General features: G+C 52.1%; 18 protein-coding genes, 1 tRNA gene and 1 pseudogene. 5 read left to right on the top strand and 15 right to left on the bottom strand.

Features of this window, described 5'->3' with window-relative positions:
• Window positions 1–2 precede the first annotated feature (2 nt).
• Window positions 3–3143, top strand: a complete 3141-nt coding sequence (locus BSZ31_RS11870; protein ID WP_105028930.1) for an error-prone DNA polymerase — start codon at window positions 3–5, stop codon at window positions 3141–3143.
• A 30-nt stretch (window positions 3144–3173) separates the two neighbouring features.
• On the opposite strand, the gene BSZ31_RS11865 is transcribed toward BSZ31_RS11870, so the two are convergent.
• Window positions 3174–5135 carry a DNA topoisomerase IV subunit B gene (locus tag BSZ31_RS11865; RefSeq protein WP_105028929.1) on the bottom strand — a complete coding sequence of 654 codons (1962 nt, stop codon included), beginning with the start codon at window positions 5133–5135 and terminating at the stop codon, window positions 3174–3176.
• A gap of 288 nt (window positions 5136–5423) precedes the next feature.
• Between BSZ31_RS11865 and BSZ31_RS11860 the strand changes: the two genes are divergently transcribed.
• Both BSZ31_RS11860 and BSZ31_RS11855 read left to right on the top strand, forming a co-directional pair.
• A complete protein-coding gene (locus BSZ31_RS11860; protein ID WP_168426957.1) occupies window positions 5424–5999 on the top strand; it encodes an RNA polymerase sigma factor in 576 nt (191 codons plus the stop codon).
• Window positions 5999–6430 carry a hypothetical protein gene (locus BSZ31_RS11855; protein ID WP_105028927.1) on the top strand — a complete coding sequence of 144 codons (432 nt, stop codon included), beginning with the start codon at window positions 5999–6001 and terminating at the stop codon, window positions 6428–6430. Before BSZ31_RS11860 ends, BSZ31_RS11855 begins: the two co-directional genes overlap by 1 nt.
• Window positions 6431–6435: 5 nt before the next feature.
• Here BSZ31_RS11855 and BSZ31_RS11850 read toward each other — a convergent pair whose 3' ends face one another.
• From BSZ31_RS11850 to BSZ31_RS11835, 3 genes are all read right to left on the bottom strand, one after another.
• On the bottom strand, window positions 6436–6744 hold the full coding sequence (locus BSZ31_RS11850) for a hypothetical protein (RefSeq protein ID WP_146106678.1): 309 nt from the start codon (window positions 6742–6744) through the stop codon (window positions 6436–6438).
• A 302-nt stretch (window positions 6745–7046) separates the two neighbouring features.
• Window positions 7047–8414 carry a sigma 54-interacting transcriptional regulator gene (locus BSZ31_RS11840; protein WP_105028924.1) on the bottom strand — a complete coding sequence of 456 codons (1368 nt, stop codon included), beginning with the start codon at window positions 8412–8414 and terminating at the stop codon, window positions 7047–7049.
• A gap of 43 nt (window positions 8415–8457) precedes the next feature.
• Window positions 8458–9063: an RNA polymerase sigma factor gene (locus BSZ31_RS11835; RefSeq protein WP_168426956.1), complete on the bottom strand. Its 606-nt coding sequence runs from the start codon at window positions 9061–9063 to the stop codon at window positions 8458–8460.
• Between the two features lie 220 nt (window positions 9064–9283).
• On the opposite strand from BSZ31_RS11835, the gene BSZ31_RS11830 reads away from it, so the two are divergent.
• Window positions 9284–9358, top strand: a tRNA-Arg gene (locus BSZ31_RS11830).
• A gap of 55 nt (window positions 9359–9413) precedes the next feature.
• On the opposite strand, the gene BSZ31_RS16760 is transcribed toward BSZ31_RS11830, so the two are convergent.
• From BSZ31_RS16760 to BSZ31_RS11815, 4 genes are all read right to left on the bottom strand, one after another.
• Window positions 9414–9650 carry a nuclear transport factor 2 family protein gene (locus BSZ31_RS16760; RefSeq protein WP_146106677.1) on the bottom strand — a complete coding sequence of 79 codons (237 nt, stop codon included), beginning with the start codon at window positions 9648–9650 and terminating at the stop codon, window positions 9414–9416.
• Window positions 9557–12109, bottom strand: a complete 2553-nt coding sequence (locus BSZ31_RS11825; protein WP_105028922.1) for a TRAP transporter large permease subunit — start codon at window positions 12107–12109, stop codon at window positions 9557–9559. The genes BSZ31_RS16760 and BSZ31_RS11825 overlap by 94 nt, the downstream gene beginning before the upstream one ends.
• Window positions 12110–12240: 131 nt before the next feature.
• A complete protein-coding gene (locus BSZ31_RS11820) occupies window positions 12241–13269 on the bottom strand; it encodes a putative solute-binding protein (protein WP_105028921.1) in 1029 nt (342 codons plus the stop codon).
• A gap of 91 nt (window positions 13270–13360) precedes the next feature.
• The gene (locus tag BSZ31_RS11815; RefSeq protein ID WP_105028920.1) at window positions 13361–14389 is read right to left on the bottom strand and encodes a hypothetical protein; all 1029 of its coding nucleotides are present in this window, start codon (window positions 14387–14389) and stop codon (window positions 13361–13363) included.
• A gap of 226 nt (window positions 14390–14615) precedes the next feature.
• Here BSZ31_RS11815 and BSZ31_RS11810 point away from each other — a divergent pair, with 226 nt between their 5' ends.
• Window positions 14616–16046: a response regulator gene (locus BSZ31_RS11810; RefSeq protein WP_105028919.1), complete on the top strand. Its 1431-nt coding sequence runs from the start codon at window positions 14616–14618 to the stop codon at window positions 16044–16046.
• Between the two features lie 35 nt (window positions 16047–16081).
• Here BSZ31_RS11810 and BSZ31_RS11805 read toward each other — a convergent pair whose 3' ends face one another.
• The 7 genes and pseudogenes from BSZ31_RS11805 to BSZ31_RS11775 all read right to left on the bottom strand — a co-directional run.
• Window positions 16082–16501: a hypothetical protein gene (locus BSZ31_RS11805; RefSeq protein ID WP_105028918.1), complete on the bottom strand. Its 420-nt coding sequence runs from the start codon at window positions 16499–16501 to the stop codon at window positions 16082–16084.
• Between the two features lie 5 nt (window positions 16502–16506).
• Complete coding sequence (soxB, locus tag BSZ31_RS11800) at window positions 16507–18234, bottom strand: thiosulfohydrolase SoxB (RefSeq protein WP_105028917.1); 1728 nt, start codon at window positions 18232–18234, stop codon at window positions 16507–16509.
• A gap of 6 nt (window positions 18235–18240) precedes the next feature.
• The gene (soxX, locus tag BSZ31_RS11795) at window positions 18241–18882 is read right to left on the bottom strand and encodes a sulfur oxidation c-type cytochrome SoxX (RefSeq protein WP_105028916.1); all 642 of its coding nucleotides are present in this window, start codon (window positions 18880–18882) and stop codon (window positions 18241–18243) included.
• A gap of 17 nt (window positions 18883–18899) precedes the next feature.
• Window positions 18900–19736, bottom strand: a complete 837-nt coding sequence (soxA, locus tag BSZ31_RS11790; protein WP_171098789.1) for a sulfur oxidation c-type cytochrome SoxA — start codon at window positions 19734–19736, stop codon at window positions 18900–18902.
• A gap of 37 nt (window positions 19737–19773) precedes the next feature.
• Window positions 19774–20085, bottom strand: a complete 312-nt coding sequence (gene soxZ / locus BSZ31_RS11785) for a thiosulfate oxidation carrier complex protein SoxZ (RefSeq protein WP_105028915.1) — start codon at window positions 20083–20085, stop codon at window positions 19774–19776.
• 22 nt (window positions 20086–20107) lie between these two features.
• The gene (gene soxY / locus BSZ31_RS11780; RefSeq protein WP_105028914.1) at window positions 20108–20581 is read right to left on the bottom strand and encodes a thiosulfate oxidation carrier protein SoxY; all 474 of its coding nucleotides are present in this window, start codon (window positions 20579–20581) and stop codon (window positions 20108–20110) included.
• A gap of 83 nt (window positions 20582–20664) precedes the next feature.
• Window positions 20665–21426: pseudogene (locus BSZ31_RS11775) on the bottom strand (c-type cytochrome); the annotation flags it as partial.
• Window positions 21427–21430: the final 4 nt, after the last annotated feature.

The following is a 21430-nucleotide window of genomic DNA, read 5'->3' as shown; positions in this document are numbered from 1 at the left end:
ACATGAATGCGCCATTGCACACCGCACCACCTTTTGCTGAAGCACTGGCGTTGAGTAACTTCAGTTTTTTAAAAGGTGCGTCACACCCGGAAGAGCTGGTGCAGCAGGCCAAATTGCTGGGTTACAGCGCCATTGGCATCACGGATGAATGTTCGCTGGCGGGCATTGTTCGTGCACATCAGGCCGCCAAGGAATGTGGTATTCAACTGTTGGTAGGCGCCCAGTTTGTGTTCGCAAACAACAGTGCATTTACCGGCCAGCGCATTGCCTTGATAGTGAAAAACAAAACCGGCTACACCCACTTGTGCAGGCTGATTACCCAGGCCCGTGGCCGTGCAGCCAAAGGCGACTACCTCTTCACCCGTGACGACCTTGCTGATATTCCACCCGGACTTCAATTGCTGCTGGTGCCCGACGAACGCAACAAAGACAATTTTCCGGCCCTCTTAAGCTGGTGTGCCAAGCGTTTTGCTGGCCGCATGCACTTGGTGTGTAATTTGCAGCACCGTGGGTTCGACAAGGCCTGGCTGCTGCACTTACAAGCCCTGGCCCACCTGCACCGGGTTGAACTCATGGCCAGCAACTTGCCCGTGATGCATTCTGGCGAACGCAAGAACTTGCATGATGTGCTAACTGCCATTCGACTGAACTGCAAGCTAAACGACGCAAAACCATTTCTGGAAACAAATGCGCAACGTTGCTTGCAGCCCTTGCAAGTGCTTGCCAAAACTTACCCGCACAACTTACTTAAGCAAACTGCAACACTGGCGGCACAGTGTGTTTTTTCGCTGGATGAATTGCGCTACCAATACCCGCGTGAAATTAGTCCTGAAGGCCTGGAACCCACACAATACTTGCGCCAACTTGTAGAAGAAGGCGCAGCCCAACGCTACAGCGGCAAAGTGCCCGCCAAAGTCAGGAAACACATTGAACATGAATTACAGCTGATTGAGGAACTGAAATTTGAGGCCTACTTTTTAACGGTTTACGACATTGTCCGTTTTGCGCGTTCCCGCAATATTTTGTGCCAGGGCCGTGGGTCTGCTGCCAATTCCGTGGTGTGTTATTGCCTGCACATTACCGAAGTCAACCCCGACAAAATGGCCGTGCTGTTCGAGCGTTTTATCAGCCGGGAACGCAACGAGCCACCCGACATTGACGTGGACTTTGAACACACGCGCCGCGAAGAAGTGATTCAATACATTTACAAGAAGTATGGTCGCGACCGGGCCGCACTGGCCGCCAGCGTGGTGGTTTACAGGCCCCGCTCAGCATTGCGGGATGTGGGAAAAGCCTTGGGGTTGGGTACAGATTTGATTGAAGATTTGGCCAAGTCGCAAGATGGCGGTTACAGCCGTAGCATGAGCGTGGACCACATGGTGCAGGCAGGCATTGATGTTCGCCAAAGCACTGTGCAGCATTGCGTGCATTTGGCCGAGGAACTGCTGGGGTTTCCACGGCACTTGTCGCAACACACAGGCGGGTTTGTGATTGCGCGCGACAGCCTGACTGAACTGGTGCCAGTGGAAAATGCTTCGATGCCAGAGCGCAGCGTCATTCAGTGGGACAAAGACGACCTGGACGCCATGGGCTTGATGAAGGTAGACGTACTGGCGCTTGGCATGTTGAGCGCCATTCGAATGACGCTGGACGAATTGCACAAAAAACCCGGTGCCCCCAGAACCCTGCAAGCCATACCACCCGAAGACAGCACGGCATACGACATGATGTGCAAGGCCGACACCGTGGGTGTGTTTCAAATTGAAAGCCGTGCGCAAATGGGCATGCTTCCCCGTCTGCAACCCCGTGAGTACTACGACCTGGTGATTCAGGTAGCCATTGTGCGGCCTGGCCCCATTCAAGGCGGCATGGTGCACCCGTTTTTAAAACGCAGGCAGGGCCTGGAAGCAGTGAACTATCCTTCGGAGGCCTTGAAAGAGGCACTGGGCCGCACCCAAGGTGTTCCTATTTTTCAGGAACAGGTGATGCAGGTTGCAATTCTGGCTGCTGGCTTTACACCGGGCGAGGCCGATGCATTGCGTCGCGGAATGGCCGCCTGGAAACGCAAAGGCGGCCTGCACCATTTTTACGAGCGCGTGGTGAACGGCATGTTGGAGCGTGGTTACACCCGTGAGTTTGCAGAAAGTATTTTCAAACAAATGGAAGGCTTTGGCGAATATGGTTTTCCGGAAAGCCATGCCGCCAGTTTCGCCTTGTTGGTGTATGCATCGTCCTGGCTGAAATGCCACCACCCGGATGCATTTTTATGTGGCTTGCTCAACGCGCAGCCCATGGGTTTCTATGCGCCGTCACAGCTGATTCAAGATGCACAACGACATGGCGTGACAGTACGGCCCGTGGATGTGCAGTGCAGTGCCCTTGAAACCCGACTGGAAAGCTGCACAGGTAAGGCGTGGCCCGTTCGTCTGGGTTTAAACCGGGTCAATGGCTTGAAACATGACGCTGCTGTGCGCATTGTTCAAACCCGCGAACAAGGGCTGTTTGAAAGTGTAGAAGACTTGACCAAGCGCGCCCGGCTTGACCGCGGCGACCTGCTTGCACTGGCCGATGCAAATGCGCTTGAGCAACTGGCAGGGCACCGCCGCCAGGCCGTGTGGCAAACCGCAGCAACTGAAACAAGGGGCGTTCGGCACGGCGCAAACCACACAGACCTGCTGACCAACACCCGCAGCAATGAAACACCGCTTGAATTGCCCAAAGCCGGTGAACTGGAAGACATGCTGGCCGATTACCGCGCCACAGGTTCAAGCCTGGAACACCACCCTATTTCATTTTTGCGCAAGCAACTGGCACCGTACAAAATAAGGCAGGTTGAAGAATTGCGCACTTACCCCAACGGCAGGCTGGCCCGCGCCTGCGGCATTGTGACCCACCGACAGCGCCCGGCGACAGCGCATGGCACAGTGTTCTTGAATCTTGAAGATGAAACTGGAAACGTGAATGTGATTGTGTGGAACAGCCTGGCCGAGGAACAGCGACAGGTGTTGCGCAATGCGCAAATCATGGGAGTGTTTGGTATTTGGCAGCGCGAAGGTGAGGTGTGCAATTTGGTGGCGCGCAGGCTGGTGGATTACACCCACCTGCTTTCTGACCTTCAAACGCCTTCACGTGATTTCAAGTAAATATAAAGTGCTGATTACTGGCTCGAGCGATTAAATATCCACTTCCACCAAATTGCCCTTGTCTTCCAGCCAGGTGCGGCGCGCACCGCTTTCCGTGCGGCCCATCAGCATGTGCATCATGGCGTTGGTTTCATTCACATCCATGCTACCCAGCGTGACCGGCAACAAGCGACGTGTATCCGGGTTCAGGGTGGTTTCCCACAACTGCTCGGCATTCATTTCACCCAAGCCTTTGAAGCGGGAAATCTTGATGTTCGCTTCCTTCACACCTTCCTTGCCCAGTTTGTCCTGCACCGCGTATAACTCGGCTTCGTCCAGACAATACAGTTTGCGCGCGGGCTTTTTACCCTGTGCAGGCACATCCACACGGAACAACGGCGGGCGGGCGACATACAAATTCTGGCTGCGAATCAGCGCAGGGAAATGCTTGTAGAACAAGGTCAACAACAACACTTGAATGTGCGAGCCATCCACGTCCGCATCAGAAAGAATGCAGATTTTGCCGTAACGCAAACCGCTTAAATCGGGATTGTCATTCACGCCGTGCGGGTCTACACCAATGGCCACGGCAATGTCGTGAATTTCCTGATTGGCAAACAGGCGGTCTTTGTCAGTTTCCCAGGCATTAAGCACCTTTCCGCGCAATGGCAACACAGCCTGAAATTCTTTGTCACGGCCCATCTTGGCCGACCCACCCGCAGAATCGCCCTCGACCAGAAACACTTCGTTGAGGGTGATGTCAGTGCTTTCGCAATCGGTCAATTTGCCCGGCAAAATAGCAACCGATGAGCTTTTCCGTTTCTCGACTTTCTGTGCTGCACGGGAACGTGCCTGAGCCTGTTTGATGGCCAGCTCAGCAATCTTTTTACCGTCTTCCACATGCTGGTTCAGCCACAATTCAAATGCAGGCTTTACCAATGAAGACACCAAACGCACTGCATCGCGGCTGTTCAGGCGCTCCTTGATTTGTCCCTGAAACTGCGGGTCGAGTACTTTGGCTGACAACACGAAATTCGCCTTGGAAAAGATGTCATCAGGCATCAACTTGATGCCCTTGGGCATCAGCGAATGCATTTCACAAAATGCCTTGATGGCCTGAAACACTGCTTCGCGCAAACCCGATTCATGTGTACCACCAGCAGAAGTCGGAATCAGGTTCACATAGCTTTCACGCACGGGTGCACCCTCCGCCACAAAAGCCAGGGCCCAAGCTGCACCCTCGCCTTCTGCAAAACCTTCATCGCGAAGTACATCAACGCTCAGGTCGCCGCTGAACATGGGAGCCACCAGTTCACGGTCGAGCAACTCTTCCTTTAAAAAACCACGTAGTCCGTCATCGAATTTCCAGCGCTTGGCTTCACCGGTTTTCTCAGAAACCAACACCACCTCGACACCTTTCAACAACACAGCCTTGCTGCGCAACAGGCGGTCCATTTCGTTCAAGGGCAATACAGCGGAATCAAAGTACTGGGGGTCGGGCCACACACGCACGGTGGTGCCCTTTTTCGGATCGCTGCTAGTTTGCGGGCGTACTTTCAGGGGTTCGATTACATCGCCACCGCTGAACACCAGTGTGCCCACCTGCTTGTCGCGTACCGCACTCACCTCAAGCCGGGTTGAAAGGGCGTTGGTTACTGACACACCCACACCGTGCAGGCCGCCAGAGAAGCGATAAGCGCCACCATCGGCCTTGTTGAATTTGCCGCCGGCATGCAGGCGGGTAAACACCAGCTCAATAACCGGCACCTTTTCTTCGGGGTGAAGACCAATCGGAATGCCCCGCCCTTCATCCTGCACCGAGACACTGCCATCGGTGTGAATGGTCACCGTGATGCGCGTACCGAACCCCCCCAAGGCCTCGTCGGCTGCGTTGTCGATCACCTCTTGAATAATATGCAAGGGGCAATCGGTGCGGGTGTACATGCCGGGGCGCTGCTTGACTGGCTCTAGCCCTTTAAGGACACGGATGGACGATTCTTGGTACTGGCTCATGACAACCTGATAGTTCAATGACCGCTTGATGATACCAATAATTTGGATTCATTTCGGGCAGGACTGGAACCATCTGCGGCTGTGCCAGCACTCATGACCAAGATAGGAAATTTGTTCCGCGTGGTTAGCACAACTTTCAAGGCTAATAAAGCAGCATGTCACCCCACCCCCTATCCATGGTGACACCTCGTTCGGACTTTTTGCAGCCTTGATACGCTGTGGCGTTATTTAAACAACTCGCCAAGGCCGACCATGATTCCACTTCCGTTTCAAGTAGAGAGGCTCGACATGAAACCGATTGCCCCCAAGTTAAAGATCACCGCGATTCAAAGGTGCTCAAGGGCGAATCTGGAAACAACTCGCTCGGAGTTTGAATTGTTGGTTGCCAAGCAGGAAAAGCGGTTGCGCAACTTCATCATCAAACATTTTCGTGATGAAAACGCGGTCGAGGATGTATTCCAGCAAACCTTGATTGAGGCTTACTGCTGCTGGGACAGCTTTCGAGGTGATGCAAAGAGAGCGACCTGGCTGTTTGGCATTGCACTGAACATTATTCGGAACACCGCGCGCCGCTCTCCACAGTACAAATTTCATTTCACTTCGGATGAAGACCTTGAACTGGAACAAGCGGAGGGGTCTGACCCCATGCAGCATTGCATGAAAAACGAATTCAGCATCAAACTGGAATCGGCGATTGGTAATCTGCCCAACGATCTGCGTGAAACCCTGGTTTTGGTGGTTCAGCATGGCAATTCTTACCAGGAAGCGGCTGACATTCTGGGTATTCCAATTGGCACGGTGCGTTCGCGAATTTCAAGGTCGCGCGCCCAATTGAAATCAATCTACGACCTGTATATGGACTGATGAACGCAAATTTGGCAACCCGATATGGGGCACTCAACAAAATTCTGGAATCACTGGGAATGACTCTCAGCGACACCGAGCAATGTGCTGGTGAAGATGGCTATCGAATTGATTTTGAAAAGAACTTCACGATTGAGCTGCAACACCTTGGCGGCGCAGATTGCAGGGTAAGCGCAAGAATTTTCAGCTTGGGGAAATCGTTACAGGTTCAGGAAAACCAAATTAAACTGGCCTTGGCCCTGTTTGGTGAATTGAAAAACGACATGCCCGAAGGTGTGTCAACCGCAATTTCAAACCACGACAACTGCTTGCGCCTGTGTGTTGAAATTGTGAGTGAAAGCAAAGACATAATCATGTCGCAATTTCAAGGCTTTGTTCATGTGGCGTTTGCCTACAAACAAACCTACTTTCAGCACAAAGGCTCAACCTAGGGCGATCAGCCTCGGCTTTGTGCAGCCTTGGCCCGGTCGGATAAAACAGCTTGAAGCCATAACTCGAATTTCTCTTTTGCATCCAGCACATTGTTGGCCAACATCAACCTTGAAACATGCAGCTTGGAATATTCAAGCTCAAAAATACAGGTTTGCTCCAGAGACTTAGCAAGCCAACGCTGCGACAGCCAATCTCGCAAGCAGTTACTTTCATAACTGTTTAACACCAGGGTGGCCTGAAACTCGGAGGGACACGACCACGACTGCAACAATTCAGCCTGCCCCAAACCTTCAACAAGTTGCTCGTTAATCAAAAACCAGTTTCCGGGAGGGCTTTGCAACATGGGATTTGTGAATGCCTAGACAACACCAGCGGTGTCGCTGTGAACTTGTTGTGCGAGCGTACGGGGTGTAGAAAGGCCCGGGAAGCGCTGCAGAGAAAGAGGTTTCATCGGGCGAGCTTTGAGTTCAGAGAGAATGGCTTTGAAGGTGGTGCGCGCAGCAGAACCAGTTGGGTTGGCTGCACTGCTTGCTTGTGAAGACGCAGACTGTATTGGCGAAGTGTTTGGTTTGATCATTGGTGATAATTACAGGCACGAGGCCGATAAACGTCGTTTCATGAACATTGAGTGGCTTTGTCATCGGAATGGTTCCCGGTTTTTTCGAGCAAATCGAAACGTTTCATGCGGTAGTAAAGGGAATGCAAGGGAATACCAAGGCTTTCACTGGCCAGGCGTGCGCACCCGCGGTGTGCATGCAATGTTTGAATCAGAACGGCTTTTTCGAAAGCCAGCAAACGCTGCTTCAAACCGGCAGGTGCTTCGCTGCCAGGCACCGTGCAAGGTTCGCCCAGCCCCATCACATGCCGTTGTGCAAATGCGTGTAACTCGCGCACATTGCCAGGCCATGGTCGGCTCAACAACTCGTCCGTATCTTCAAGGTCCAGCTTGGGAACTTCCAGCTTGAACTGCGCGGCCACATCGTTCAAGAAATGACAGTACAGGGGAATGATGTCCTCGAGTCGCTCTGCCAAGGCAGGAATTCGAACCTGCGACACACTGAGCCTGAAGTGAAGGTCTTCCCGAAATCTGTTCTGTTCCACCAAGGTTTCAAGTTTGGTTTTTGTCGAAGCGATGACCCGAAAAACCGAGTTGTAGAACACATGCCCACCCAGCCGGATTGCGCCGCGATATTGCAGGGCATTCAGTAACTTGGCTTGACATGACAAAGGCAGGCTGTCTATTTCATCCAGGTACAGGGTGCCATTGTGCGCAAGCTCCAATTTTCCTGGCCTGTCTTTTTGCGCCCCGGTGAAAGCACCTGCCATCACGCCAAACACCTCGGCTTCAAAAAGCTGCTCTGGCAAGGCAGCGCAATTGACATGCACAAACTCGCCTTTCACGCCAGAGTGCGCGTGCAGCCAACGCGCAGCGGTATCTTTGCCAGCACCCGTAGGCCCAAGCAACACGGTGTCGATGGGTAGCTGTTTTAAGCGCTGCAGTTGGGATACCGCATGGCGCATGGGTTGGGAACGGACAAACTCATCACGGTAGGGCCCCAGGTTGCTGTTGGGCAATGGCTTTTTACCAGAACGAAACGGTTTGGTTCGTATCAGCTTTTCAAGTACATGAACTGCAGCCAAAGGATTGGCTGGGTGCACAATTGAGGCAAAAATGGGAATGTCATGGTAGACGTACTCTTGCCAGGGTTTCTCGATAAAACGAATGATCTGTGTTTCAGGCTTTCTACCCTGGGCTTTGAAGTGCTCAATTAAATCCCCAAGCTGCTCCAGGCCCTGATCAACCAGCAGCCAATGCGCGGGCAAACTGCGTTTGCCCAGCAGGTCGATCAGTGACAGTTCGTGAACACTGGCCTGCATCAACAAGGCTGCAGCACGCAACCTGCTTTTGAGTTCGGGGGATTCAATGCAAAGGGTTAACTCGGTCATTTGCAGCCACGGCACAATGAAATGAATAAAGTTCATTGTGAGGGCTGCGTGCCAGCATTGGATCACCCCTTGGGATTAGTCAATATTGTGATTCTGACTGCCCCATCACCTCCACCCGCAACATGTCCCGCGCGCGTGACAGACGGGAGCGAACTGTACCAATGGGCAAGTCCAGTTCAAGTGCAGCATCCTGATAGGTAAACCCCTCAAGCAACACCAGCTGAACCACTGTTTGCATTTTGCCCGGAAGGTGATCAATTGCGGACTTCAGGGTTTCCATGCGCTCCTGGCGCATCAGGGATTCTTCAGGCTCGCACATGGAATCGGCAGGAATCAGGCTGACCTGCTCATCAAAATCATCGGCTTGAAAGCGAAAACTGGTATCGCGGTAGCGAAAGTTTTTCACCAGATTCAGTGCAATGCCAAACAACCAGGTTTCTGGTTTGGACTCTCCACGAAAACTCGCCCAGTTGCGAAATGCAGCCAGGTGGGTTTGCTGAATAAGGTCATCCACATAATCCTCACGGCGCAGGTGTTTGCGCACAAAGTGGGTTAAACGCGATTGCTGCGACTTCAACAAGGCCTCAAGCGTGCAAAGTTGTGCAGCTGTCAGCGGTGTTGGTGTGTTTTCGTCAATACCTGAAACGGTGATTTCGAACTGCTGAACGTTTGCGGTTTTTTCCATGACCTGCCTCTGTTTGCTTGTGTGTGGTAACAAGCGTTGTGCAGTGTGCATGCCAGGACCATGCAAATTTCAAACGGTTGATTTCATGGCGTATTTATTGATTAACTCCCAACTGGTGTTGGATTTTTTCTAAATTTGCAGGGCTGGGCGAAGCAAAATCTCTAAATCAGCACGGGCTTGCGTACAGGCTGACTCCAGTTGCGGTGTAAAATGCGCTCATCTCGCGGTAGTACAATGGATAGTACGAGGCCCTCCTAAGGCTTAGATACAGGTTCGATTCCTGTCCGCGAGACCAGGCATAAAAAAGCCCCTGACTTGTCAGGGGCTTTTTCATTCACACGCTGGTTTATTCAGCTGGCTTGCTCGGTCACAATTTTCCAGCGACCGTCTTCTTTCTTCAAACGCAATGTTTTGCGAACATTGTCCGAGTACTTGTCGGCTTTGTAGGCCTGGTCAAACTCGGCAGTGGCTTCTTCGCCATTGATTTGAACATTCAGGTTGCTGATATCGACCTCAATACTTGACTTGCTTGCGATTCGGGCGCGGCGCTGGCTTTCCCATTGTGCCCGGCTTTGCGCGCCAGGCAACTCGAAGTTGGCCGAGTAAAAGCTGAGGTAGCCTCCACATCGCGTGCACTCCAAGCTGCGGCCCAATTGCTGACTACCTCGGTTACCTCAACCTGAAGCTGTGCAGGACTTGGGCCTGCCGGTACTGCAACAGGTGCTGCGGGTGCAGCAGCTGTTTCCCCCCCCAGCAAGTCGTCTGCTGCGGGCGCAGCCGGATCAAGCATGGCATCTGCTGCTGAGTCCATGGCTGCCGGATCTGCAACAGGTTCAGCAGCCGGTGCTGGTTCTACTGCCGGTGTAGGCGATTGATCAAGAACGGCGGGGCGAAGTTGGTCGAGACCCAAGAAATGGCTGACTGGCTTCAGGTTGTCGGAATTGTTAATCAACGTCTGACCACCGTAAGTCACAATCAACAAGCCAATAAACAAGGTGTAAACCGGCAGTAACCAACGTTCATATCGATAGTAGAACGGTTTGTGCTTTGTTTCCTCAGCAGCCTTGTCCATTTCAGCTTCACCCACCACCTGCCTGGCGAGCAACTGGTTCAGCGCAACTGGCGGGGACAAGTAACCCAATTCGAACGCAGTGATCACGATCATCCAGAAGTGAACCGGGTGAATGCCATTGCTGTACGCAATTGGCGCCACAGTGGCCGACACAAGAATCACCGCACCAAACGGATCCATCACCATGCCGATAAACACCATCATGAACATGAAGATGGTCAGCGCCATCCAGATGCTGCCCATTTCAGCGGGCACAACGCTCATCAAGCCAGAACGTTCAATCATGCCACCTACGCTGATCGACAAGGCCATCAACATGATCAGCGCACCGATGTGGCCAATCGTCTCTGTGGTGGCGCTACGCACCGCCATTTCCAGCCCTTGATTCTTTTTCTTCTCTGCCGGAGTGTCGCCACCCACTTTGGTCGGACCACCACGCAGTTTGTCGAAAATGATCACGAACAACATGATCACAGGCAACATCACCGGGGCGGTAAATTCGTCAAGCTTGGTGTCCAGCAGGTACTCATAACCATAAACCACCAACAACATGATCAGAATGTAAGGCGACACAGGTACCAAAGCACGCAGCGACTGCGGCAAGGCCTCTTTGGCTTTTGCACGTTCAGTCACACGCCCTTCAGCCTTCAGCAACGCGATGATCATGAAAATGGTCGAGGTCAGAATGAACACAAACAGACCCCACCCATACAGTTCGCTGGTGGTGACTTCCTTGTTCAGCGCGGCAATGACCACAATCAGCAAACAAGGGCGAAGTACCACACCCAGTGAACCTGACATGGCGGTGGCAGCCAGTGCGAAGTGGCGGCGTGCGCCTACAGCCAGTACCTCACGGTACACGATTGCACCGGCGGCAATCACGAACACACCTGAAGCACCCGTGTAGGCGGTGGGTACCGCAGCAGCCAGCAACACAATGTAGGTGAAGACTTCTGGCGGTAACTTCCACGGACGCAGAATGTCCATGAACAGGGAAACCACGCGGGTTTGCTTGAGCAACATACCAGCCCACAAGTACAACGCCAGGTTCAGGAAAATGCTCGACAATTCGGTGATTTGACCAAAATAAATTGCCAAACCTGCGACGTAATCGTCCATGAAGAAGTTGATACCGGCATTCAAGGCCATGAACGCATACAACGGGATACTCAACAGACCCATGCCGTAACTTCCGCCCTCCTCGGCCTGCGCCGGGATCTTCAGCACGTCTTTCAAACTGATGAAGGACAGTGCTGCGAACAGGGCAATCGCAATAATGCTGATCAGCGGATTTTCAACCGCCACACCCGAATCGTATTGAAGTTTCAGGTAGTAACTGGCCGAAATCGTCATCAGCAAGTTGGCACCCAACATCGCCAATGAATAGACCTGAAAGTCTTTCTTGGTGCGCGGTGGACGCAGGCTAATGTGGTGAAAATGCTTGGTGGTCGAGATGGCCGCAATTGCAACCATGATCAACAGAATTAATGGGCGGTTTTCCGTACCAAACTTGAAAATGCCAAAAAAGCCAGTTTCAATCTCACGGAATACTTCCACTTCAGGGGTAATCGCTTTGCTCACCCGCTCGTAAACAGCGAACCGCTCCCGACACTGATCTCGGGCGGCTTCCAGAGAAGCACGAATTTCATTTGGATCAATGGCTACATCACCAAACAACAAATCAAGATCCGATTTGGGTGCGCTTTCCGCATCGGCAACCTGTTTGGCCACCAGTGCATCAATGTCAGGGTTGGCTTCACAAGTGGGTGCAGAGGGATCGGCACGTAACAGGAAATACTGCACCTGGTTTTCGGGATCACCGAACATGCGCTCACCCAGCCGCAAAAGCTGGCCGTGCACCATCTCGCCGGTACCAATAATCAGGGTAAGCAACAACAGTGAGAAAATCGGGAGGCTGGACAGCCATTCGGATGGCGTGCGACCGAACCATTTTTTGCCGGCGGAACTCTGCATAACGGATCCTTATCAGCGTCAATCGATTGATTGACTGATCTAATTAGCTATTTAAGATAATAAAAAAGGGGCAACGGCAAGCCCCTTTACAGCCTAAGGCAAAGGTGGGCAGATAGGGCCCACCTTCATGATTACAGCTCAGTTTTTGTTGCGCACTCAGAATCTGCTCGGTTTACGCTGCAGCGAATCTGCTTCATTATGTTTAGCGCTTTGGGATCATAGGAACCACTTTTTGCCAATGCCACACGAGATTCGCGCAACAGGATGGTGTATTTCACAGAGTCAGCTGCTGGAATATCCATCCAAGCGCTATTCGGAATACCCTTCTCTGCGTTGGTGATGATTTGCATGCCAGCCGAGAACTTCTTGAACCAATATTCGCGAGACTTCTGGGCAAAACCTTCCGGGAACTTGGACTTATTGACGATCACCTGATAGGTCAACACGGCAACCGGGAAACGAACAATCGCACCAGCACTACCCAAACCTTTGTACAACTCCAGCGGTTTGTAAGCCGCGGCAGGTGCAGCGATGATGTCAACGGACCCGTTGTTGAACTTGGCACCAAAATTGGAAATGTCAGCAGACACGGGTGAAGCTCCTACTTTCGAAATCATTTCCTTTTGGGCCGAGTCGTAGTCAAATGACGCGATTTTCTTGCCCGCCAGTTTTTCCACCGAGTTGATGTCCCGGCTTTTCACATACAGGTAAGCAGCACCAAACGGAATAATGCCAGCCACTTGGTAGTTACCTTGCGTCATCAGCGCATCAGCTTTTTCAGTAGCAAACAATTGGATAGTGCGCTTCACCACTTCGTAGCTCAGGGGCATGTCAACTTTGCCATCCTTAACCACAGAGGCAGCGCCAAGTGCGTCGATTGAACCAGCGACTGAGTTGTAGGCACGTGTGCGGAACGAGGTAGCCACCAGCATGTCGCACTGACCGGTCTTGAAGTTTTCTGAGGCAATCTTTTCGTCAGTAAACGCTTCCAGTTCCAAATCAGCACCGAAACCCTTGGCTGCAAGAACGTAATCTTTGCTCAGGTTAAATACATCTCCGCCCGCGCCGAGAATGTCGAACACACAAACTTTCTGTTTGGCCAAGGCCGGTGATGCAGATGCCATCAAGGCCAAGCCGAAGCCTGCTGTGATTGCTTTCATTTTAAATGTCATTGTCTGGTCTCCCAAAATTGTGTTTCTGCGCCTTGCACCAGCTGCTAGAGTGCTGTCAAGGCTTGCTGTGAGCAAAAACTTAGTTCAACAAGTCGTCCACGTTCATGCCAGCAGGCATCGCGGCTTCTTCATCCCAATACTTTCCCATGCTGCCCACTGGGGTGCGAGTGCCCACATTTTCTGTCCAGTAACGGTCAGAAAGGTTGGTCATCACAGCAACGGAAATACCTTCAACCAATGCGTATTGTTCGCTCGGTTTGAAATCTTTGACATTGGCAAAACGTTTGGTGGCGTCGCGGAAACGGGTGGTGTCGCCCACCGCCAGCGAAGACAAACCGTACATGACGTGAGAAAGGCGCACACCTTGGCGTTCGCCGATCAGCATGGACAGGCGGAATGTACCCCACACATCTTTGCCTTCAGAGGCGCCTGGCAAAATACTCCACACGACAGCACGTGCTGCGTTGGGAGCACCCCACCATTTGGCGTTTGAAATGCAAGTGAGCGCACGTTCGGATTTGGGTGCGATGTCGGTGGGTACACCTACCATTTGCTGAGACGCGATGTCATTTACCACAGCTTGCAAGCCAGCCACAGTGCCCAGCAGGTAGGCCAGTTCATCGAAATCACGTTCGAATTCAGGGCAGCCCTCGCCATATTCAAAGTTGTATTTGTCTTCAAGCTTGTTGCGCATGGCCTCAAACGCACGCAACTGGCGACGAGCTGTAATTTCAAGCAAACGTTTCTGGGCGATTCGTGCGTCTTGAGCTTCTTCAATATTGTTCTGTTTGGAAGCACGCAAATAGCGCAGTTCGGCCTCGACGGCACGCTGTTCGGAACAAGCGGCAGAGGAAACCAGCAGCAGGGATTCAAGCAGTTGGGGGTCACCACCAAACGCGCGGGTACCACCCGAGATTAGAGGAAAGTTGCCTGTGGCAAAACGACAGGCCATGTCGACATCGTCGATTTCAAGCTGAGGAGGAATAATTCGGCGTTCAATCAGGTTAATCGCGAGGTTTGTGGCACCCCGCTCAACGCTTGCGCAACCTGCCGCAAATGCAACCACTCCCGAAATGGCCAGTACACGCCATACGCCAGCTTTGATCATTGATGTCTCCGTTGATTTTTCTTTTATACCTTGTCTGGTCAATATTTGGATTTGACCTTTGAGTAACAAGGTTTGCGCACGATATTAAACCATGAAAAATTCACCCATCCAAGGGAAAGTAAACAGTTGTTAATAGAAGCGTCATTCTATTTGCCCCACCAAACCCGAAGAATGATGCCAAAACACCCCGTAATTGAAAGCAATAAATTGTTAAAAAGCGCGGAGAATGAAGAATCTCCATGTTGCCCTCTTGAAATTCATGATGCAGATTGACCTACCGGCAGACAACCCCGACACGGCGGCCAATGAACACTCAAGCAAACCCGACCGGATGAAGCAAGCCGTGAAGGACATGACGCCACTGAAGGGCAAAACCGCACTGGTTGTCGATTCTGCGCTGGCCACTCGCCGTGCCCTTCAGGACCAACTTTCCCAATTGGGGGCGAAGTCAGTTATTTTCGCCAGCTCAGTATCCGAGGTTGAACAGCATTTGGGTTCACGGGAATTCGCCTTGATTGTGTGCGAATACCAACTGGAGGGGGACCGCAACGGTCAACAATTGTTGGAAGACCTGCGGGTGAACAAGAAGCTGGCGTGGTCTACCGCATTCATGATGGTGACTGGCGAGAGAAGTTACGGCAACGTTGTTGCAGTTGCTGAGTTTGAGCCTGATGATTACCTGATTAAACCGTTTACTGCATCCACTCTGTCAGATCGCGTGGTTCGAATATTCAACAGAAAAATTCGCCTGGCTGAAGCCTACCGTTCAATGTTCGAGGAACGCTTTCAGGAAGTACCGGGCATTTGCGAAGATCTGGAATCCCGGTTTCCCCAGTACCTGAATGAACTTGAACGCATGCGTGTCGAGTCGTTCTACAGGTCTGCACAGTATGAGAAAACCGAGCAGGAATTGCTCGCCAAACTTGAGAAAGCCCCCAAGCCCTGGATGCAGTTGTTGCTGGCCAGGGTGAATCTTGAGAAAAAACAGTTTGAAGAGGCCAATGAACTGCTCAGTGAAGTGGTGAAAACAAACCCGGAATACCTGGCAGCAAGCGACCTGTTTGCTGACGTGCTTTGGGAACAAAACCGCCCTGCCGATGCATTGGACATTCTCGAGAAAATGGGTGCGAAATCACTGTCATCGACAACCCGCTTGCGCAAGCTGGCCGACCTGGCTGTTCGGATTGGCGACAATACACGATCAAAGAACTACCTGACGAAAGTCATCGATCGCTCAAGAAACACTTCACTGTCACAGATCCATGATTACCTTCAGCTGTCCAAAATTTATGTGAAAGAGGGCCGCCATGAAGAGGCGGAAAAGCTGACTGCCAAAATGCGCAGCACTGTGAACTCAACCGAGCTCGACCTGGCACGTGCCATGATGGCCATTCAAAAAGACATTGCTGATGGGCGCGGTGTGAAAGCCAGCGACAAACTGGTCACATTTTTCGAGAATAACTCGGACGTCCTTCCCACGCTGGAACCTGAGACTTTGACCAGCTTGCTGGAATTGTGTTTTGCGGTAAACATGGACACCAAAGGGTATGAACTGGCCAGCCAAATTACCAAGCACAAACCTTCCAAGGCCATGCTGGACAGAATTCGGGCAGCAATATCGGATTTCAAAGGCAATCAAGGCACCGCCAGCGACTGAAAAAACGGTGAACTACAGGGCCCAGGCGGACTTGATCAATTCATCCAGATAAGCGCCATAAAACTCTGGCAAACCGGCGCCCAACAAGGGCTTTCCAGCTCAGTACCTTTGGCACTGAACACCATGACTGTGGGTGAAAACTTCACATTTAACGGGCCAGCCAGAGATTTACCGGTATAGCTGTTGCCGTCAAACCAGATAAAACTGCGTTTGCTATCGGAAAAATCAATTTCGTAAACAAACACCCTGCCCTTGTAGTCGGGATCGGTGTGAATGTGGCGAAGCGATTGTTGTCTGACTTTCTCGCAGTAGGCACAATCGGGCAAAGAAAACAAAACTACGACCGCGGGCGCCTGCCCGTGCTGAAGATTCGACGGAAAAGAAAGAGAGCCTCCACCCGCGCCAAACGCGGGTGAAAACCAGGCAAACAACACAAACAGCCAAATTGCTTTCATGCAACTTAGACCACAAACCCTGGGTTGTCGTTCATTCCGATCAGCTTGGGTGTGTAAGGCACTTTGGTGGCCACTGTTTTCCGCTCTTTCAGGTAAGTTTCTACCACATCCCAAATGGGCGGTTCACCGTTGTTACGGGCTTCTTCGGCCACCGGGGCCCAACCCGCCACCTTGTAAGTTTTCGAGGCCTCAATGGGTTTGCCGTTCAAGCGCATGTCTGAAATACGCCGTCCAGCTTTGCCATTGGGGTTGCAGGTGTAGGTCAAACCACCTACACGCACCATATCACCGCCCTGCTGATAATACGGGTCGGGGTTGAACAGGTTGTCACACACATCCTCAAGCACTGTTTTGATAAACTCGCCTGTCATCTGCGTGAGCGTCGTGTTGGGATAAGTAATTGCGGTTTGATCCATCAGGTGTTCGCGCGTGATGGTTTGACCCGGCAGCAAAGAAGTGCCCCAGCGGAACCCCGGAGAAAACGCGATCTCGGCTCCCTTCACCTCCATCAAGGCATCAATAATCAATTGATCCCAACTGCCATTGAAGTTGCCGCGGCGGTAAAGCAAACCCTCACTCACGGCCAAGGGCTCGCTCAGCTTTTCGATGTAAGGTTTGCGCACATTGCGCACAAAGACATCCATGTCGGGATCGGCTGGCAACATATTCGAAAACACGGGCAACAAGCGGTATTTGAAATCCCGCAACTTGCCACCTTGAATATCCATGTCGAGCACACCCAAAAACTTGCTATTGCTGCCTGCGTTGGTCACGTAGGTGGTACCCGACGAATTTTTTACAGGAATTGCATTGGGCACACCATCGTGTGTGTGGCCACCCAAAATAAAGTCGATGCCGGTTACACGGCTTGCCATTTTCAGGTCAACATCCATGCCGTTGTGTGAAAGCAGCACCACCGCCTGCGCGCCTTTCGCACGTACTTCGTTCACAACCTCCTGCATGCTTTCTTCCTGGATGCCATAAGACCAATCCTTCACAAAGTAACGCGGATTGGCAATTGGGCTGTAAGGAAACGCTTGGCCAATGATTGCAACCTTGCAACCATTGATTGTTTTCATGACATGGCTGGGAAACACGGGGTCGCCAAAATCGGCGGTTTTGATGTTCTGCGCAATGATGTCGATTTTGCCTTTGAAATCCTTTTCAGCCACTTCAAGAATTCGATCTGAACCGTAAGTGCATTCCCAGTGCAAAGTCATCACATCCACGCCCAACATTTTTGCAGCATCGACCATGTCTTGCGCATTGGTCCACAAGCTGGTGGCCGAGCCTTGCCAAGTGTCGCCGCCATCAAGCAACAGCGCACCGGGCCGGTTGGACTTCATCATTTTGACCAAAGTTGACAAATGCGCGAATCCGCCCACCTTGCCGTAGTGCTTCGCAGCCTCTTCAAAATTCAGATAGGTGAATGCATGTGCCTGTGCTGAACCGGGTTTGATGTTGAAGGCTTTCAGCAGCGATTCGCCCACCAAATGGGGTGCTTTTCCAAATGCGGCAGCCACGCCCAAATTCACATTGGGCTCTCGAAAATAAATCGGCACCAGTTGGGCATGGCAATCGGTCATGTGAAGCAGGCTGGCATTGCCAAAAGGTTTCAGGTCGTACAGTTTTTCACCATGACCACCAGCCAGCACATGGGGTGAGTTGATCGCCATGCCAGCAGCCGAGGCGGCCGCCAACATGCCCATGAATTCGCGTCGATTCATCTGCATAGGTATTTACTTGTTGACCGGTGATTCTGGTGCCATCAACAGGGCCATCACATCTTTCAACTGGGTTTCAGTCAAAATGCCCTCGGCCCCAAAACGTGGCATGTTGGAACATGCGTTGTAGGCATGCGAGTTCCAGATTTTGGCCCAGGTGTACTTCATGATTTCTTCAGAATTGTCGCGCAGCTTGCCGTACTGGTATAGGGAAGGACCAATGTTGCCATACGACAATTCTTGTGGTGCCAGTTGATGACAGGCGTAACAGTTGCCGCCCGCAGCAGTGCCTTCCTTATCCGAAAACTGGAAACCCACACCGGTTTGAGCAATTTTTTCGCCTGCTTTCCAGTCGCCCAGGTATTTTCCATCAGCGGGATACTTCACCGCAGCCAATGCCGCATTTTGCAGCTCGGTGCGTTTCGCATCAGGCAAACCGCCAGGTGCTGTCTCCGCCAAAGAGCACGCTTTTTGAAGCTCGGTTTGGTTCACGCGTTCAAGTTTTGCGATGCCCTTCTCCTTGAACGATGACAACATGAGCTGGTGGATCTCTTCATTGCTTGGCTCGGCCACGACAGATTGGCTGTCTGTATTTGCGCACGCTGCCAACATAGCGACCAGTAACAGCCCAGTTGAATATTTGATTGTACGAAGCATGTTTGTTCTCCTTGTTGTTAGCGCTTAAGCGAAGTGGCCTGCATGGTACCGCCCTCGGCTTTCACACCCAGGAAGGTAATCAGGTCAATCGACGCTTGCGAGCCATACTTCAACTCGGGGAAACGTTGCTGACGGAAACAATCGTACATGCGCCATTGCATGGAACGAACCGCGCCCTGCGACACCCGGTAGGCCGGCCAGGCGGCGAATGCGGCTTGTGCAGGTTCGGGTTTGGTCAGGTTCGGTAAGCCTTGCAGGCGAATGCGCTGGTCATCGCTTGCGTGGCAACTTGCACATGAAAAATCGTAGGGGCCGGCACGGTAGAAGAAAATTTTCTCGCCACGGGCGCGCGATGCCTTCTCCTCGGGATGGCCTTGAGGAACCTTGATGGCAGCACCACGCGATTGCGCGTAGATATACGCCACCAGCGACTCGAGCTCAGTGGGCTTTTCACCTGCGCCCGAGTATGGCTTCTTGGTAACCTCTGCAACATCGCGACCTTGCAAAGTCACCATGCAATGCACCAGGCGAGTTTCAACATCCATCACTTTGCCCGCATCACCGAAAAAACGTGGCATTGTGGCGGCAACACCCTCTAACTTGCCAGGCCCTGCACCCATATCACATTGCTCAAGTGATGCATTTTTAGGGCCTTGCGGCTTGCTCCAAAGGTCTTCGCCGCGCAGTTCAACCAACTCTGCCGGATTGCCATCGGCCAGCATGTCGCGGTATTCCTGAATACCTTGCTCGGTGGTTTTTTGAGCGTACGCACTCATGGTGAAGGAAGCCATTGCTCCGGCGCCCACAAAGGCCACAACGGCTAGCTTGGCCGCTGTTTTTGCTGTTTGCCTCATCTCACACCCCTTTTTATGGTTATGAATTAATTGGAGATTACGCCACTTTGGTTTTGTCAGTTCGGGAATCACCCTTGTTGTCAGTCCATGTGATTTCGACTGTATCACCCACTTTGCCGCCTTTGAAAGAAAAGGACAGGAAGGGATTCTTGGACACCGCTGGGCCCCAATTGGCCATCAAAACCACTTTGTCATTGCACTTGGCCGTGATGTTTTGAATAAACCATGCGGGCACAAGGCTGCCATCAGAGGCCTTGCGCTGGCCGGTTTCCATTTCATGCGCCATCAACACTTTCACTTCCACTTCGTCGCCACTGGCTTTGGCGCGAATTTTCATTGGATCACCCATGTTTTTCTCCTGAATTTTTTAATTAACCGCCACAACCACCGAGGGTCACCTTGACCTCTTTCTTGGCAAAGTAATACTTGCCATCGGCCTTCACGAGCGCATACACATCGCTTGACTTACCCATTTTTACGCGTGTATTCACCTTGGCATCGGTGCCAGCAGGAATCATGAACTGGGCGGACAGCATGGAGGGATTGTTGGCCACCAGCAAAGCCACTTCTGTGGTGTTTTTCAGCTTGCTGTCGGCACCCACTGGCACCACCGCACCGTTTTCGGCGATATCAGGTGCAATCACTGTGATGTCTTTACTCTCAGTGGGCATACCTGCACCCAGTGCTTTCATCAGCTCGTCCAACGACTTTGCACCGAATGCTTTCTCGGGATAACCGGCCGCTGCAAATACCTCGTTTGGTTTGATCAATCCGGCAGCAACTGCCAAGCCCAGCACTGTCAGGCCTGAAGAGGCCTTCAGCACGGTGCGTCTGTTTTGGTTCATTGACTAATTCCTCCTAAAAATTTCGTGAATCACTTCTCTTGGACCCGCCCCGTCACTTCATTGTTCACTGCGGATTTGTTGTGGGCCGGTGACAAAGTCGACACACCCCGAACAGGTCCCACCAAACGGTTCTGGTCCTGTAGATTGCCATGTGCATCACGTGCGTAATCGGGCAAAAAAGAAATGACTTTCGCGTCAGGTTTGCAGTTTGACATGCAACGCGGCTCTTTCACATCGGGTTTACCCGAGGGCAACCACATGCCATGGTTGGTTTGCATGCCATGTCGATTCGGCAATTTGGCTTGGGTTTGCGTCATGTTTTGGTCGCTCAGCACAAAGTCGTCGCCCACCACACCACCCATATTCAAAATATAGGCTGTCACCGCATACACTTCCTCAGTGCTCAGGCTTTTCGGCGCAGTCCATGGCATTGCGCGATTGATGTAATCCCACAAGGTGGACAAGGTTGGGACTTTCATCAAGGTGGTTCGCTGTGGGGCCGAACCATCTTTCAATGATTGCACACGACCCTTTTTAATATCTTCCGCTGTGGTACCACCCACAATTGGTGTAAAGATTTCATTGCTTTCGCCAAACACGCCGTGGCAAGAGGCGCATTGCGCATCCCACACTTCCATGCCCTTGGCCACACTGCCGCTGCCTTTGGGCAAACCGACAAAATCAGGACGGACATCAATGTCCCAGGCTTTGACTTCATCGGGAGTGGCCACACGCCCCAAACCGTCAAACGCCTGGGCAGCTCCTGTTTTCCAAAGCAGCGAACACAGCAACACAGCCACCGCAGCATGGCTGAGCAAGCCGACTAATTTGGTCCTGTTCTCCATTTTG

The sequence above is a fragment of the Limnobacter sp. SAORIC-690 genome, from assembly GCF_002954425.1.
Classification (GTDB): domain Bacteria; phylum Pseudomonadota; class Gammaproteobacteria; order Burkholderiales; family Burkholderiaceae_B; genus Limnobacter; species Limnobacter profundi.
Note: the sequence above shows the minus strand (reverse complement) of the source record. Positions and strands in the feature narration are given on the sequence as shown.

Bases quoted from the DNA above. Each gene is read 5' to 3' on its own strand.
- BSZ31_RS11855 (WP_105028927.1), top strand. From the start codon at position 5,999: ATGAACGCAAATTTGGCAACCCGATATGGGGCACTCAACAAAATTCTG.
- soxA (WP_171098789.1), bottom strand. From the start codon at position 19,736: ATGAGGCAAACAGCAAAAACAGCGGCCAAGCTAGCCGTTGTGGCCTTT.
- BSZ31_RS11820 (WP_105028921.1), bottom strand. From the start codon at position 13,269: ATGAAAGCAATCACAGCAGGCTTCGGCTTGGCCTTGATGGCATCTGCA.
- BSZ31_RS11835 (WP_168426956.1), bottom strand. From the start codon at position 9,063: ATGGAAAAAACCGCAAACGTTCAGCAGTTCGAAATCACCGTTTCAGGT.
- BSZ31_RS11810 (WP_105028919.1), top strand. From the start codon at position 14,616: ATGAAGAATCTCCATGTTGCCCTCTTGAAATTCATGATGCAGATTGAC.
- BSZ31_RS11865 (WP_105028929.1), bottom strand. From the start codon at position 5,135: ATGAGCCAGTACCAAGAATCGTCCATCCGTGTCCTTAAAGGGCTAGAG.
- soxZ (WP_105028915.1), bottom strand. From the start codon at position 20,085: ATGGGTGATCCAATGAAAATTCGCGCCAAAGCCAGTGGCGACGAAGTG.
- BSZ31_RS11840 (WP_105028924.1), bottom strand. From the start codon at position 8,414: ATGAACTTTATTCATTTCATTGTGCCGTGGCTGCAAATGACCGAGTTA.
- soxB (WP_105028917.1), bottom strand. From the start codon at position 18,234: ATGCAGATGAATCGACGCGAATTCATGGGCATGTTGGCGGCCGCCTCG.
- BSZ31_RS11860 (WP_168426957.1), top strand. From the start codon at position 5,424: ATGAAACCGATTGCCCCCAAGTTAAAGATCACCGCGATTCAAAGGTGC.
- soxX (WP_105028916.1), bottom strand. From the start codon at position 18,882: ATGCTTCGTACAATCAAATATTCAACTGGGCTGTTACTGGTCGCTATG.
- BSZ31_RS11870 (WP_105028930.1), top strand. From the start codon at position 3: ATGAATGCGCCATTGCACACCGCACCACCTTTTGCTGAAGCACTGGCG.
- BSZ31_RS11825 (WP_105028922.1), bottom strand. From the start codon at position 12,109: ATGCAGAGTTCCGCCGGCAAAAAATGGTTCGGTCGCACGCCATCCGAA.
- soxY (WP_105028914.1), bottom strand. From the start codon at position 20,581: ATGAACCAAAACAGACGCACCGTGCTGAAGGCCTCTTCAGGCCTGACA.
- BSZ31_RS11815 (WP_105028920.1), bottom strand. From the start codon at position 14,389: ATGATCAAAGCTGGCGTATGGCGTGTACTGGCCATTTCGGGAGTGGTT.
- BSZ31_RS11805 (WP_105028918.1), bottom strand. From the start codon at position 16,501: ATGAAAGCAATTTGGCTGTTTGTGTTGTTTGCCTGGTTTTCACCCGCG.